The sequence below is a fragment of the Escherichia sp. E14V7 genome, assembly GCF_004212225.1.
GTDB lineage: Bacteria > Pseudomonadota > Gammaproteobacteria > Enterobacterales > Enterobacteriaceae > Escherichia.
Map to the genome: position 1 here is coordinate 367,362 of NZ_RHJJ01000010.1, position 14,290 is coordinate 381,651.

At 53.1% G+C, this 14,290-nt stretch carries 11 protein-coding genes and 1 other RNA gene; 11 read left to right on the forward strand and 1 reads right to left on the reverse strand.

The annotated features are described in order from the left end of the window. The first annotated feature begins 297 nt into the window (after positions 1-297). The 11 genes from D9741_RS12950 to D9741_RS13000 all read left to right on the forward strand — a co-directional run bounded on the left by D9741_RS12950 (position 298) and on the right by D9741_RS13000 (position 14,068). On the forward strand, positions 298-4,041 hold the full coding sequence (locus D9741_RS12950) for a nitrate reductase subunit alpha (protein ID WP_130216004.1): 3,744 nt from the start codon (positions 298-300) through the stop codon (positions 4,039-4,041). Then, the gene (narH, locus tag D9741_RS12955; protein ID WP_046082940.1) at positions 4,038-5,576 is read left to right on the forward strand and encodes a nitrate reductase subunit beta; all 1,539 of its coding nucleotides are present in this window, start codon (positions 4,038-4,040) and stop codon (positions 5,574-5,576) included. Before D9741_RS12950 ends, narH begins: the two co-directional genes overlap by 4 nt. Next, entirely contained in the window at positions 5,573-6,283 is a 711-nt protein-coding gene (gene narJ, locus D9741_RS12960; protein ID WP_130216005.1) for a nitrate reductase molybdenum cofactor assembly chaperone, read from the forward strand. Before narH ends, narJ begins: the two co-directional genes overlap by 4 nt. Further along, positions 6,283-6,960: a respiratory nitrate reductase subunit gamma gene (gene narI, locus D9741_RS12965; protein ID WP_001160110.1), complete on the forward strand. Its 678-nt coding sequence runs from the start codon at positions 6,283-6,285 to the stop codon at positions 6,958-6,960. The genes narJ and narI overlap by 1 nt, the downstream gene beginning before the upstream one ends. 235 nt (positions 6,961-7,195) lie before the next feature. After that, positions 7,196-8,203: a 3-oxoacyl-[acyl-carrier-protein] synthase III C-terminal domain-containing protein gene (locus tag D9741_RS12970; protein ID WP_130216006.1), complete on the forward strand. Its 1,008-nt coding sequence runs from the start codon at positions 7,196-7,198 to the stop codon at positions 8,201-8,203. Further along, a complete protein-coding gene (locus D9741_RS12975) occupies positions 8,200-9,216 on the forward strand; it encodes an NAD(P)-dependent oxidoreductase (protein ID WP_130216007.1) in 1,017 nt (338 codons plus the stop codon). The genes D9741_RS12970 and D9741_RS12975 overlap by 4 nt, the downstream gene beginning before the upstream one ends. Further along, positions 9,194-10,000 (forward strand): MBL fold metallo-hydrolase, encoded by an 807-nt coding sequence (locus tag D9741_RS12980; RefSeq protein WP_130216008.1) that lies wholly within the window; start codon positions 9,194-9,196, stop codon positions 9,998-10,000. The genes D9741_RS12975 and D9741_RS12980 overlap by 23 nt, the downstream gene beginning before the upstream one ends. After that, complete coding sequence (locus tag D9741_RS12985) at positions 9,997-11,283, forward strand: F390 synthetase-related protein (protein ID WP_130216010.1); 1,287 nt, start codon at positions 9,997-9,999, stop codon at positions 11,281-11,283. The genes D9741_RS12980 and D9741_RS12985 overlap by 4 nt, the downstream gene beginning before the upstream one ends. After that, positions 11,280-11,882, forward strand: coding sequence for a phosphatase PAP2 family protein (locus tag D9741_RS12990; protein WP_130216012.1), 603 nt, complete (start codon positions 11,280-11,282; stop codon positions 11,880-11,882). Before D9741_RS12985 ends, D9741_RS12990 begins: the two co-directional genes overlap by 4 nt. Next, positions 11,875-12,999 carry a sterol desaturase family protein gene (locus D9741_RS12995; protein WP_130216014.1) on the forward strand — a complete coding sequence of 375 codons (1,125 nt, stop codon included), beginning with the start codon at positions 11,875-11,877 and terminating at the stop codon, positions 12,997-12,999. Before D9741_RS12990 ends, D9741_RS12995 begins: the two co-directional genes overlap by 8 nt. Next, entirely contained in the window at positions 12,986-14,068 is a 1,083-nt protein-coding gene (locus D9741_RS13000; protein WP_130216016.1) for an acyl-CoA desaturase, read from the forward strand. The genes D9741_RS12995 and D9741_RS13000 overlap by 14 nt, the downstream gene beginning before the upstream one ends. Positions 14,069-14,093: 25 nt before the next feature. Here D9741_RS13000 and D9741_RS13005 read toward each other — a convergent pair. Then, positions 14,094-14,225: non-coding RNA, RtT sRNA (locus D9741_RS13005), on the reverse strand. Between the last annotated feature and the right edge of the window lie 65 nt (positions 14,226-14,290).

The following is a 14,290-nucleotide window of genomic DNA, read 5'->3' on the forward strand; positions in this document are numbered from 1 at the left end:
ATTGCGTCAATTAAGCACCATTAATATGTCATCCATGGGGGATACTCCTTAATACCCACCTGTATAAAAATCCGAAATGTATAAATGTGAGATAGCATAAAAACCATTAATTTACAGTCCGTTAGATATAAATCCTTAATTACCCTTAAGGAGTATCTTAGGAATTTACTTTATTTTTCATCCCCACCACTCTTGATCGTTATCAATTCCCACGTTGTTTCAGAGCGTTACCTTGCCTTTAAACATTAGCAATGTCGATTTATCAGAGAGCCGACAGGCTCCCACAGGAGAAAACCGATGAGTAAATTCCTGGACCGGTTTCGCTACTTCAAGCAGAAGGGCGAAACCTTTGCCGATGGGCATGGCCAGCTTCTCAATACCAACCGTGACTGGGAGGATGGATATCGCCAGCGTTGGCAGCATGACAAAATCGTCCGCTCTACCCACGGGGTAAACTGCACCGGCTCCTGTAGCTGGAAAATCTACGTTAAAAACGGTCTGGTGACCTGGGAAACCCAGCAGACTGACTATCCGCGTACCCGTCCGGACCTGCCAAACCATGAACCTCGCGGCTGCCCGCGCGGCGCCAGCTACTCCTGGTATCTCTATAGCGCCAACCGCCTGAAATACCCAATGATGCGCAAACGCCTGATGAAAATGTGGCGTGAAGCGAAGGCGCTGCATAGCGATCCGGTTGAGGCATGGGCTTCTATCATTGAAGACGCCGATAAAGCGAAAAGCTTTAAGCAGGCGCGTGGACGCGGTGGTTTTGTTCGTTCTTCCTGGCAGGAAGTGAATGAATTGATCGCCGCATCTAACGTTTACACCATCAAAAACTACGGCCCGGACCGTGTCGCTGGCTTCTCGCCAATTCCGGCAATGTCGATGGTTTCTTACGCATCGGGTGCGCGCTATCTCTCGCTGATTGGCGGTACTTGCTTGAGCTTCTACGACTGGTACTGCGACCTGCCTCCTGCGTCTCCGCAAACCTGGGGCGAGCAAACTGACGTTCCGGAATCCGCTGACTGGTACAACTCCAGCTACATCATCGCCTGGGGTTCAAACGTGCCGCAGACGCGTACCCCGGATGCTCACTTCTTTACTGAAGTGCGTTACAAAGGCACCAAAACTGTTGCTGTCACGCCTGACTACGCTGAAATCGCCAAACTGTGCGATCTGTGGCTGGCACCGAAACAGGGCACCGATGCGGCAATGGCGCTGGCGATGGGCCACGTAATGCTGCGTGAATTCCACCTCGACAACCCAAGCCAGTATTTCACCGACTATGTGCGTCGCTACACCGACATGCCGATGCTGGTGATGCTGGAAGAACGCAACGGTTACTACGCTGCGGGTCGTATGCTGCGCGCTGCCGATCTGGTGGATGCGCTGGGCCAGGAAAACAATCCGGAATGGAAAACGGTCGCCTTTAATACCAATGGCGAAATGGTTGTGCCGAACGGTTCTATTGGCTTCCGCTGGGGCGAGAAGGGCAAATGGAATCTGGAGCAGCGCGACGGTAAAACCGGCGAAGAAACCGAGCTGCAACTGAGCCTGCTGGGTAGCCAGGATGAGATCGCTGAAGTGGGCTTCCCGTACTTTGGCGGCGACGGCACGGAACACTTCAACAAAGTGGAGCTGGAAAACATTCTGCTGCACAAACTGCCGGTAAAACGCCTGCAACTGGCCGACGGTAGCACCGCTCTGGTGACCACCGTTTATGATCTGACGCTGGCAAACTACGGTCTGGAACGTGGCCTGAACGACGTTAACTGCGCAACCAGCTACGACGATGTGAAAGCTTACACTCCGGCGTGGGCCGAGCAGATCACTGGCGTTTCTCGCAGCCAGATTATCCGTATTGCCCGTGAATTTGCCGATAACGCTGACAAGACGCACGGTCGTTCGATGATTATCGTCGGTGCGGGTCTGAACCACTGGTATCATCTCGATATGAACTACCGTGGTCTGATCAACATGCTGATTTTCTGCGGCTGTGTCGGTCAGAGCGGTGGCGGCTGGGCGCACTATGTAGGTCAGGAAAAACTGCGTCCGCAAACCGGCTGGCAGCCGCTGGCGTTTGCCCTCGACTGGCAGCGTCCGGCGCGTCACATGAACAGCACCTCTTATTTCTATAACCACTCCAGCCAGTGGCGTTATGAAACCGTGACTGCGGAAGAGCTGCTGTCGCCGATGGCGGATAAATCCCGCTACACCGGACATCTGATCGACTTCAACGTTCGTGCGGAACGCATGGGCTGGCTGCCGTCTGCACCGCAGTTAGGCACTAACCCGCTGACTATCGCTGGCGAAGCAGAAAAAGCCGGGATGAATCCGGTGGATTACACCGTGAAATCCCTGAAAGACGGTTCCATCCGTTTTGCGGCTGAACAACCAGAAAACGGTAAAAACCACCCGCGTAACCTGTTCATCTGGCGTTCTAACCTGCTCGGTTCTTCCGGTAAAGGTCATGAGTTTATGCTCAAGTACCTGCTGGGGACAGAACACGGTATCCAGGGCAAAGACCTGGGGCAACAGGGCGGCGTGAAGCCGGAAGAAGTGGACTGGCAGGACAACGGTCTGGAAGGCAAGCTGGATCTGGTGGTGACGCTGGATTTCCGTCTGTCGAGCACCTGTCTCTACTCCGACATCATTTTGCCGACGGCGACCTGGTATGAAAAAGACGACATGAATACTTCGGATATGCATCCGTTTATTCACCCGCTGTCTGCGGCAGTCGATCCGGCCTGGGAAGCGAAAAGCGACTGGGAAATCTACAAAGCTATCGCCAAGAAATTCTCCGAAGTGTGCGTCGGTCATCTGGGTAAAGAAACCGACATCGTCACGCTGCCTATCCAGCACGACTCTGCCGCTGAACTGGCACAGCCGCTGGATGTGAAAGACTGGAAAAAAGGCGAATGCGACCTGATCCCCGGTAAAACTGCACCGCACATTATGGTCGTAGAGCGCGATTATCCGGCAACTTACGAACGCTTTACCTCTATCGGTCCGTTGATGGAGAAAATCGGTAACGGTGGTAAAGGGATTGCCTGGAACACCCAGAGCGAGATGGATCTGCTGCGTAAGCTCAACTACACCAAAGCGGAAGGCCCGGCGAAAGGTCAGCCGATGCTGAACACCGCCATTGATGCGGCGGAGATGATCCTGACGCTGGCACCGGAAACCAACGGTCAGGTAGCCGTAAAAGCCTGGGCTGCCCTGAGCGAATTTACCGGCCGTGACCATACGCATCTGGCGCTGAATAAAGAAGACGAGAAGATCCGCTTCCGCGATATTCAGGCACAACCGCGCAAAATTATCTCCAGCCCGACCTGGTCTGGTCTGGAAGATGAACACGTTTCTTACAACGCCGGTTACACCAACGTTCACGAGCTGATCCCGTGGCGCACGCTCTCTGGTCGTCAGCAGCTTTATCAGGATCATCAGTGGATGCGTGATTTCGGTGAAAGCCTGCTGGTTTATCGTCCGCCGATTGACACCCGTTCGGTGAAAGAAGTGATGGGGCAGAAATCCAACGGTAATCCGGAAAAAGCGCTCAACTTCCTGACGCCGCACCAGAAGTGGGGGATCCACTCCACCTATAGCGACAACCTGCTGATGCTGACTTTAGGTCGCGGTGGTCCGGTGGTCTGGCTGAGTGAAGCCGATGCCAAAGATCTGGGTATCGCCGATAACGACTGGATTGAAGTCTTCAACAGCAACGGTGCACTGACTGCCCGTGCGGTTGTCAGCCAGCGTGTTCCGGCAGGGATGACCATGATGTACCACGCGCAGGAACGTATCGTTAACCTGCCTGGTTCGGAAATTACCCAACAGCGTGGTGGTATCCATAACTCGGTCACCCGTATCACGCCGAAACCGACGCATATGATCGGCGGCTATGCCCATCTGGCATACGGCTTTAACTACTACGGCACTGTAGGTTCTAACCGCGATGAGTTTGTTGTAGTGCGTAAGATGAAGAACATTGACTGGTTAGATGGCGAAGGCAATGACCAGGTACAGGAGAGCGTAAAATGAAAATTCGTTCACAAGTCGGCATGGTGCTGAATCTCGATAAGTGCATCGGCTGCCACACCTGTTCAGTTACCTGTAAAAACGTCTGGACCAGCCGCGAAGGCGTGGAATACGCGTGGTTCAACAACGTGGAAACCAAGCCGGGCCAGGGCTTCCCGACCGACTGGGAAAACCAGGAAAAATACAAAGGCGGCTGGATCCGTAAAATCAACGGCAAACTGCAACCGCGCATGGGTAACCGCGCCATGCTGTTGGGTAAAATCTTCGCTAACCCGCATCTGCCGGGGATCGACGATTATTACGAGCCGTTTGATTTTGACTATCAGAACCTGCATACCGCGCCGGAAGGCAGCAAATCGCAGCCGATTGCCCGTCCGCGTTCGCTGATTACCGGCGAACGGATGGCGAAAATCGAAAAAGGGCCGAACTGGGAAGATGACCTGGGCGGTGAGTTTGACAAGCTGGCGAAAGACAAGAACTTCGACAACATCCAGAAGGCGATGTATAGCCAGTTCGAAAACACCTTCATGATGTATTTGCCGCGCCTGTGCGAACACTGCCTGAACCCGGCATGTGTGGCGACCTGCCCGAGCGGTGCGATTTACAAGCGTGAAGAAGATGGCATCGTCCTGATCGACCAGGATAAATGCCGTGGCTGGCGTATGTGCATCACCGGATGCCCATACAAAAAAATCTACTTCAACTGGAAGAGCGGTAAGTCTGAGAAGTGCATCTTCTGCTATCCGCGTATTGAAGCGGGTCAGCCGACGGTGTGTTCAGAAACCTGTGTCGGTCGTATCCGTTATCTCGGCGTGCTGCTGTACGATGCGGACGCCATCGAACGTGCGGCCAGCACCGAGAACGAAAAAGATCTCTACCAGCGTCAGCTGGACGTGTTCCTCGATCCGAACGATCCGAAGGTCATCGAGCAGGCGATCAAAGACGGTATTCCGCTGAGCGTTATTGAAGCTGCGCAGCAGTCGCCGGTTTATAAAATGGCGATGGAATGGAAACTGGCGCTGCCGCTGCATCCGGAATATCGCACACTGCCGATGGTCTGGTACGTGCCGCCTCTGTCTCCGATTCAGTCTGCGGCAGACGCTGGCGAGTTGGGCAGCAACGGCATTTTGCCAGACGTCGAAAGCCTGCGTATCCCGGTACAGTATCTGGCGAACCTGCTGACCGCAGGCGACACCCAACCGGTACTGCGTGCGCTGAAACGCATGCTGGCGATGCGTCATTACAAACGTGCTGAAACCGTTGACGGTAAAGTTGATACCCGTGCGCTGGAAGAGGTCGGTCTGACCGAAGCCCAGGCACAGGAAATGTATCGTTATCTGGCGATTGCCAACTACGAAGATCGCTTTGTGGTGCCGAGCAGTCATCGTGAACTGGCGCGGGAAGCCTTCCCGGAGAAAAATGGCTGCGGCTTTACCTTTGGTGATGGCTGCCACGGTTCAGATACCAAATTCAATCTGTTCAACAGCCGTCGTATCGATGCCATCGATGTGACCAGCAAAACGGAGCCGCATCCATGATCGAACTCGTGATTGTATCGCGTCTCCTTGAATATCCGGATGCTGCCTTATGGCAGCATCAACAGGAGATGTTTGAGGCGATTGCCGCGTCGGAAAATTTGTCGAAAGAAGATGCCCATGCGCTGGGCATTTTCCTGCGCGATTTAGCGGCGATGGATCCGCTGGATGCCCAGGCGCAGTACAGCGAACTGTTCGACCGTGGTCGCGCCACGTCACTGTTGCTATTCGAACATGTTCACGGTGAATCCCGCGATCGTGGTCAGGCAATGGTGGATTTACTGGCGCAGTACGAGCAGCACGGCTTGCAGTTAAACAGCCGCGAATTGCCGGACCATCTGCCGCTGTATCTGGAATATCTGGCGCAGCTGCCGCAAAGCGAAGCCGTGGAAGGTTTGAAAGACATTGCGCCGATTCTGGCATTGCTGAGCGCGCGTCTGCAACAGCGTGAAAGCCGTTATGCCGTGCTGTTTGACCTGCTGCTGAAACTGGCGAATACCGCTATCGACAGCGACAAAGTGGCGGAAAAAATTGCCGATGAAGCGCGCGACGATACGCCGCAGGCGCTGGATGCTGTCTGGGAAGAAGAGCAGGTTAAATTCTTTGCTGACAAAGGCTGCGGTGATTCAGCAATCACTGCTCATCAGCGTCGCTTTGCCGGTGCCGTCGCGCCGCAATATCTGAATATCACCACCGGAGGACAGCACTAATGCAATTCCTGAATATGTTCTTCTTTGATATCTACCCGTACATTGCCGGGGCGGTCTTCCTGATTGGTAGTTGGCTGCGTTATGACTACGGGCAGTACACCTGGCGCGCGGCATCCAGCCAGATGCTGGACCGTAAAGGAATGAACCTGGCGTCGAACCTGTTCCATATCGGGATTCTGGGGATTTTTGTCGGTCACTTCTTCGGTATGTTGACGCCGCACTGGATGTATGAAGCCTGGCTGCCGATTGAAGTGAAACAAAAAATGGCGATGTTTGCTGGTGGTGCCAGCGGCGTGCTGTGTCTGATTGGTGGCGTGCTGTTGCTGAAGCGTCGCCTGTTCAGCCCACGCGTGCGTGCAACCACTACCGGAGCGGATATCCTGATCCTGTCGCTGCTCGTTATCCAGTGCGCGCTGGGCCTGTTGACCATTCCGTTCTCCGCCCAGCATATGGACGGTAGCGAGATGATGAAACTGGTTGGCTGGGCGCAGTCGGTAGTGACCTTCCACGGTGGCGCTTCTCAACACCTTGATGGTGTCGCGTTTATCTTCCGTCTGCACTTGGTGTTGGGGATGACGTTATTCCTGCTGTTCCCGTTCTCGCGTCTGGTGCACATCTGGAGCGTACCGGTGGAGTATCTGACACGTAAGTATCAGCTGGTGCGCGCTCGCCACTAAGCACGACAAAGTGCCTGATGCGCTGCGCTTATCAGGCCTACAGAGTCATACAATTCATTGATATTACGTGATATATATGCCGGATAAGGCGTTCACGCCGCATCCGGCATAACGTAACGCACGTTGTCAGCCTGCTGAAATCATCAGTTACACATTGTCGATATTTCAGATTGTAGAGAAACGAACCTCATCGATATGATTGGCCCACCTATGGAGCAGTGAAGGAGCACTGACCGTGGATCAACCTAATCAATCGACGATCTCTGCGGCATTAAAAATAATCGCCACTGGGATCGCCTTACCCCCTGATAAAATTACCTCTCAACAACTGGATGTTCAGTTAAATAAACCTGCGGGCTACGTTGAGCGACGTTCCGGCATTTGCTGGCGCTATTTTGCCAGCAACGACGCCAGCCAGGCCGAACTGGCGGCAGAGGCTTTGCATAATGCGTTATCAGCGGCTGCCTTAAAGCCTTCTGATATTGATCTGCTAATTTGTGCGTCAGCCATAGCCGTACAGGCATTACCCTGTAGCGCAATTCATATTCTCAAGGCCGCAGCGATGCCTGCAGGCGTTGCCGGGTTTGATATCAACAGCAGTTGCGTGAGCTTTATTTCCGCTCTGGAAGTCGCTGCCGGATTACTTAACTGTGGAGCATACCGGCGCATTGCCATCGTTTCGGCAGATATTGCTTCACGCGGTATCGACTGGGATCATGAAGAGTCTTCATTAATTTTTGGTGATGGCGCGGCGTGCGCGATTGTCGAGCGGGGCGATGGACGCAGCGGGATTATCGCCAGCTTGATCGAAATGTATCCCGAAGGCAGCGAACTGTGCGAAATTCGTGCTGGCGGCACGCGGCGTAATCCTCGTTCAGGCGTTAGTGACAGCGACTTTCTTTTTCATATGCAGGGGAAACCGCTGTTTCGTTTTGCCTCTTCACTTATTGAAGATTATTTTTCGCGCTTACTGCAAAAAAGCGGTCTGCAACTGGCAGATATCGGTACGGTCGTTCCGCATCAGGCTAGTCATCTTTCCCTTGAACATATGCGTAAACGGCTGCGAGTGCCGGAATCTGCGCTTATTGATGTCTACCGCTTCTACGGCAATCAGGTTGCTGCGTCTATACCCACAGCGCTGCATGAAGCGGTAATTAGCGGTCGTTTTACTGCGGATAAACCTGCGCTGTTGATTGGCACGGCGGCGGGGTTAACGCTGGCAGGCATGGTGCTTTTACCGTGAAAATTCTCGTGACGGGGGCGACCAGCGGCCTGGGGCGAAATGCTGTGCAATATTTGTTGCAATCGGGTGTTTCGGTTGTGGCAACAGGGCGAAATCGCGAGGTTGGCAAAGTTCTCTTAAGCGCAGGTGCACAGTTTGTGGCTCTCGATTTAACCGAGGCAACTGAGGATGACTGCGCCCGGTTGATGGAAGGCTGCGATGCCGTCTGGCACTGTGCGGCAAAGTCTTCGCCCTGGGGAGACAAAACGGCATTCTGGCTTGCCAATGTCAAAGCGACCTACACTTTGGCACAGGCGGCAGGCAGGCTGAACATTCCCCGGTTTATTCATATCTCCACGCCTGCGGTTTACTTTGATTTTCAACATCACTATGACCTGCAAGAAACTTATCTTGCGCGAGCATTCTCCAGCCATTATGCGAGCAGTAAATATGCCGCTGAGCAGGCTATTGCCGGGGCAGTAGCGCAATATCCTGCCACGAGGTTTATTCTTTTGCGTCCCCGTGGTTTGTTTGGTCCTCATGATCAGGTGATTGTTCCTCGTCTGATGCAGCAACTGCAACAGGGGGGCGGCAGCTTACGTTTGCCGCGCGGGGGCGACGCGTTATTGGATCTCACTTTCGTGCAAAACGTGGTGTATGCCATGCAGCTGGCAACGCAAGTTGAAGGATTACGCTCTGGCAGTATTTACAACATTACCAATCATCAGCCGCAGAAATTATCTGTAATGCTTGACGCCTTACTGCGCCAGCAACTGGGCTTGAGTTACCGCATTGCAGCCGTTCCCTGGCCGCTGCTTTCTCTGGTCGCGCGCGGCCTGGAGCTGTACGGGAAATGCGTTAATCAGGAACCTGTTATCACACGTTACAGCGCCGGAACACTCTGTTTTGATATGACGCTGAGTGCGCAAAAGGCCATTACAGAGCTGGGATATCACCCGCGCTTTTCGATGGAGCAAGGTATTGCAATCACGGGACAATGGCTGAGGGAACATGGCAAAAATAACCGTATTTGAAACGGGCTGGTGTACCCATATTGGCTGTATTGCGCTGAAAGGGGCTGGGCTGAAAGTGTGTAAATTCCCCGCCCGCGCCTGGCTGCTGGAAGTGGGGGATAAACGCTGGCTGTGGGACACCGGCTATTCATCGTGGTTCGAACACTACACGCAATCCGGCATATTTCGTCTTTATCGCCAGGTCACGCCGGTTTATTTTGATCCACAACAGGCGCTGGTGCGGCAAATATCTACACACGGACTGGCAGCAAAAGATGTTGATGCGATTATTCTGTCGCATTTTCACGCCGATCATATTGCTGGCCTGCGCGATTTCCCTGATGTCGCCTGTATCTGTTCTGGTGAAGGTTGGCAGCAGGTAAGAACGCTGCGTGGCATAGCCGCATTGCGTCAGGCCTTTGTGCCAGGGCTGATCCCGGAGAATTTTGACTCTTCACTGCGTTTTATTGAAAGTTTCGCATTGGTGAATATGCCTCCTGAACTGGCACCGTTTGAGAGTGGCTATTTGCTGCCAGAAAGCAATGGCGAAATTATCCTCGTGCCGCTTGCGGGTCATGCTGCCGGACATATTGGCGCATTTGTGTTGACCGACAATGGCTGGACTTTACTGGCTGGCGATGCCGCTTGGGCACCCGCAAACTACCGCGAACTGCGCGGGCCTTCACCACTGGCGCATCTGGTTATGTCCGACAGCCGCGCCTACTACCGCACGCTTGGGCAATTACATCAGCTTTGGCAAAACGGCGCAGTGGACATTCGTTTGTGCCACGAGGGGGATTTATGATCCCGCTGGCTTTACTCTGGCGCTACTTCCGTACCCGCAGGCTGCATTTCACCGATCGCCAGGCGCTGGAATACTGGCAGGCAAAAAGGCTGCATCAGTTCCGGCAAAATGTCTTATCTAAAAGCCCGTGGTTTCAGCGTTATCTGGCCTTGCCCTTTAACCAGTGGCCGTTGATGGACAAAGCGTTAATGATGACGTACTTCGATGAGATGAATACCGCTGGTTTAAAGCGCGACGAGCTTCTCGCCTGTGCAATGCGCAGTGAGCAGAGTCGTGATTTCAAACCCAGCGTGGGCAAGTTCAGCGTCGGGCTTTCATCAGGTACATCGGGGCGTCGTGGGCTTTTTGTTGTTAGCCCGCACGAGCAACAGATTTGGGCCGCCGGTGTGCTGGCAAAAGTGTTACCCGACGGTTTATTTGCCAGAGAGCGGGTGGCACTGTTTTTGCGCGCGGACAACAACCTCTATCAAAGCGTGAATAACCGCTGGTTAAGTCTCGACTTTTACGATCTGCTGGCGCCATTTCAGGCGCAACTCAAACAACTGGAACAGCGAGCGCCGACGATTATTGTCGCGCCAGCTCAGGTATTACGCGCACTGGCGCTGGCGGTGATTGCCGGAGAGCTAACGCTAAAGGTCAAAAAAGTGATCTCGGTAGCGGAAGTTCTGGAGTCGCAGGATCGGGAATTACTGCGAAGCGTGTTCAACAATGTGGGCGAAATCTATCAGGCGACAGAAGGCTTTCTCGCCTCTACCTGCCGGTGTGGCACGTTACATCTCAACGAAGAATTTGTTCACATTGAACCGCAATGGCTGGATGAGCACCGTTTCGTGCCGATCGTCACAGACTTTACCCGCACCACGCAGCCGGTGGTGCGTTATCGACTTGATGATGTGCTGGTGGCAAGTGAACAGCCATGCCCTTGTGGCAGTGCGGCAATGGCGATTGCGCGTATCGAAGGGCGGCAGGACGATCAACTGCAACTGCCGACAAGATCTGGCGATATGCAGACCGTTTTTGCCGATGCCTGTAGTCGGGTGCTGGCGATGACGCTGCCGTTAACTGCTGATTATCGCCTGCTACAAACCGGGGCAGCACAGCTAACGCTAATAGCAGATTGCGAACCGGGGATGCTGGAGCAGTGCCGGGAAGCGTTGAATGCTTTGTTTATGCGCCAGAATATCGCAGTGGAGCACTTGATATGGTTCCTTGAGTCGCAACCAGTGCCAGTTGCTTTTACAGCCAAGCGGCGGCGAATTGTGCGTGAGTGGGGGCGGGAATGAGCAATCTACTACTACGCCTGAAACAGATGCTGCTGGGCTGGGGAACCGTTGGGGTTATCTATAACTTTAGCGACTACCTGCAAGGTCAGGGATATCAATTAACGCCGTCAGTAATTGATAATCTGATTGCGTTTTCACCCTCTGCCGTGTGGCTGTATCTCTCGTTTTTTTTAATTGTGCCGTTAGGTTATTTATCCACACCACTTTGCCACCTGCGCTGGCTGGCCCGCGCAATGCAACTTTCGGCACTTGTAGCTGGCTTGTTTTATCTTCTCTGGCCCACAACTATGCAATATCCCCCGTTTGTGCAGTCGGGGATCTCAACGGGTGCATTAAACGGGCTGATCGCCATTGACTCAAGTCAGAACTGTTTTCCCTCTTTACATGCGGCGCTCACGCTGTTGGCGGTATGGGCGATTGCCAAAAAGGGGAACCGTTGGCTGACGCTGATGAGTGTTGCCTGGGCGATAGCGATCGCCTTTTCGATTCTGCAATTACGCAGACATTTATTTATCGATTTAGTAGGCGGCGCGTTGCTGGCGTCGATTTGCGGTTGGATATGCGCAATATGCGAGAAAAGGAAGACGCAATATGAGTGATTTACTGTTTCCCATCATATTGATGGTGCTGTTGGTGTTAGCCGAAGCGGGCGTGTTGCAATTCACCGGGCGGCAAAAAGTGGAATGGCTGGACGTTATTTTTAATATCAACTCCGGTCATATGATGCTGTGGTTATTTCGCTGCCTGGAAGTGCTCTGCTATGGCCTGGTGGTCAATCACTTTAGTCTTGGGCTGTTTGATAATGCGCCGGTGATCCTGCTTTGGTTGTTTACTTTGCTGGCGTGGGATTTCGGTTTTTATTGGTTGCATCGCTGGCATCACGAAATGCGCCCGCTGTGGGCGGTACATGTGGTGCATCATCAGGGTGAACACTACAACCTGTCATTAGGCGTGCGGAACTCGTGGTATTCCTCGTTAACCTCAATTCCATTTTTTATGCTGCTGGCGCTGCTTGGTGTGCCGTTACAGGTCTTTTTGGCAGTTTCTATTATTCACTATAGTTGGCAATTTTTTAACCATAACGCGCTAACGCCGAAACTGGGCTGGCTGGAAAAAGTGCTGATCACGCCTTCGCATCATCGCGTCCATCATCTGAATGAAAAGCAATATGCCGATACCAATTACGGCGGCACCTTTCTGTTGTGGGATAAAATTTTCGGTTCTTATAGCGCCGGGCCGGATCATGACGTGGCCTATGGCGTAAAAAATAGTCGCTTGTCCTGTAACCCGATGCGCGAGAGTAACCTGCCATTTTTACGCTTAATGGGCTTTCGCTCATTTGGCAAAGCAATTGAACGTCGCTACCAAAGTTCCGCGTGGGCAGTGGGGGCAGGGGTGATTCTGCTGTTTATGCTGGTGCTTGGCTACATCCAGCAATATGGCTATGGCATCAAGTTTATGACCAGTGAGCAAGCCGTATTGTTTGTTCTGCTGGTGGCAGGCTCCGTTGCGCTGGGGGGCATGAGCGACGGGCAGCGTTGGGGTATGATTTTGTGGTGCTCTGTGACGTTGTCACTGTTCTATTTTATTCTTTATATGTGTTCATGGAGCACTCTTCTCTGGAAGGGAATCGCAGGCATTTTGCTGGCCCATTGCGTGTTATTCCTAATCGGTGTGGGACGTAAGTCGCTAAGGCAACGCTATGAATCTGTTTAATCCCGACAGGTTGATCACTTTTCCTGCTGATGATCCGCAACTGGTCAAACAGTTACAGAATGGTACGAAATCGTACCTCGCAAAAGTAGGCGGTCATCGTTATGCCGACGGCTGGGCATTCACCAAAATGGCGGCACTGATTATTACCTGTCTGTTCTGTTATTCACTGGCGTTGTCTCAAAGCCAGTGGGGGCTGTATTTGTTGTGGTATCTGGCGATGATGATTTGCGCCATGCTGTTAGCGGTCAATGTAGTGCATGACGCTTCGCATGATGCGTTTTTGCGTGGTAAAAAGGCCAATGCCTGGCTTAACCGGTGGGTTGCGTTCCCGATGGGACTTGATCCGGACTGCTGGCGGGTGCGCCACGTTCGCTTTCATCACGGCTTTACCAATATTGAATTTTACGATCCGGACACCGCAGAAAATGGCATTCTTCGCCAGACTCCGTGGCAGCAGTGGCGACCTTTTATGCGCCACCAACATTGCTACTGGCCGCTGGTCGCGGCGCTCACCTTTCCCTGGTATATCTGGGTAGTGGACTGGCTCGATCGCGCAGGGTTTACGCCGGTCACGCGACATCTGGCCCTGCGGGGGTTTGCTGGCTGGGGGTATTTCTTAGCCGGGAAACTGGCGCATTGCGCGCTGTGTCTGATACTTCCCTGGCTGCTGTCTGAGTTTGGTTTTATGACCATCGTGCTGACTTATCTGCTCAACCAGTTGCTGGCGTCACTGATCTTTGTGATGTTGATTATCGGAACGCACTGGGCGAAGGGGCATACGCAATTGCCGCCAGAAGAGGGCAAAATGGCCGTGGGCAGGTTGGCGCATACCTTCGCCACTACCTTTGACTGGACGCCGCAACCTGCATGGCTTGGCTACTGGCTGGGCGGGATTAATTTGCATCTTACCCATCATCTTTTTCCTCACTGGCATCATCGCCATTATCCGGCGTTAAGCCGCATTATCGCGCAAATTGCCAGCCAGCAAGGTCTGGATTATCAGTTGTTGACGTTAGCGGATTTGCTGAGGCTACAGCAGCAGTTTTTACGGCGAATGGGGGAGAAATAGATTGATTGAGAAACGAATTAAGAGATGGTGGTGGGGGAAGGATTACTCAGCGCTGCGCGCTTCGCCCTTCGGGTCGTTGCCTGCGGCAACGCTCTCTCGCTGACGCTCGAGTCGAACCTTGGTCGAAGCTTCTCATCCTTCCCCGCATGGGCAGAATATGAAACGATATCGATAAGTTTGAAATGAGTTTTATCAGGAAGTGATGGTGGTGGGGGAAGGATT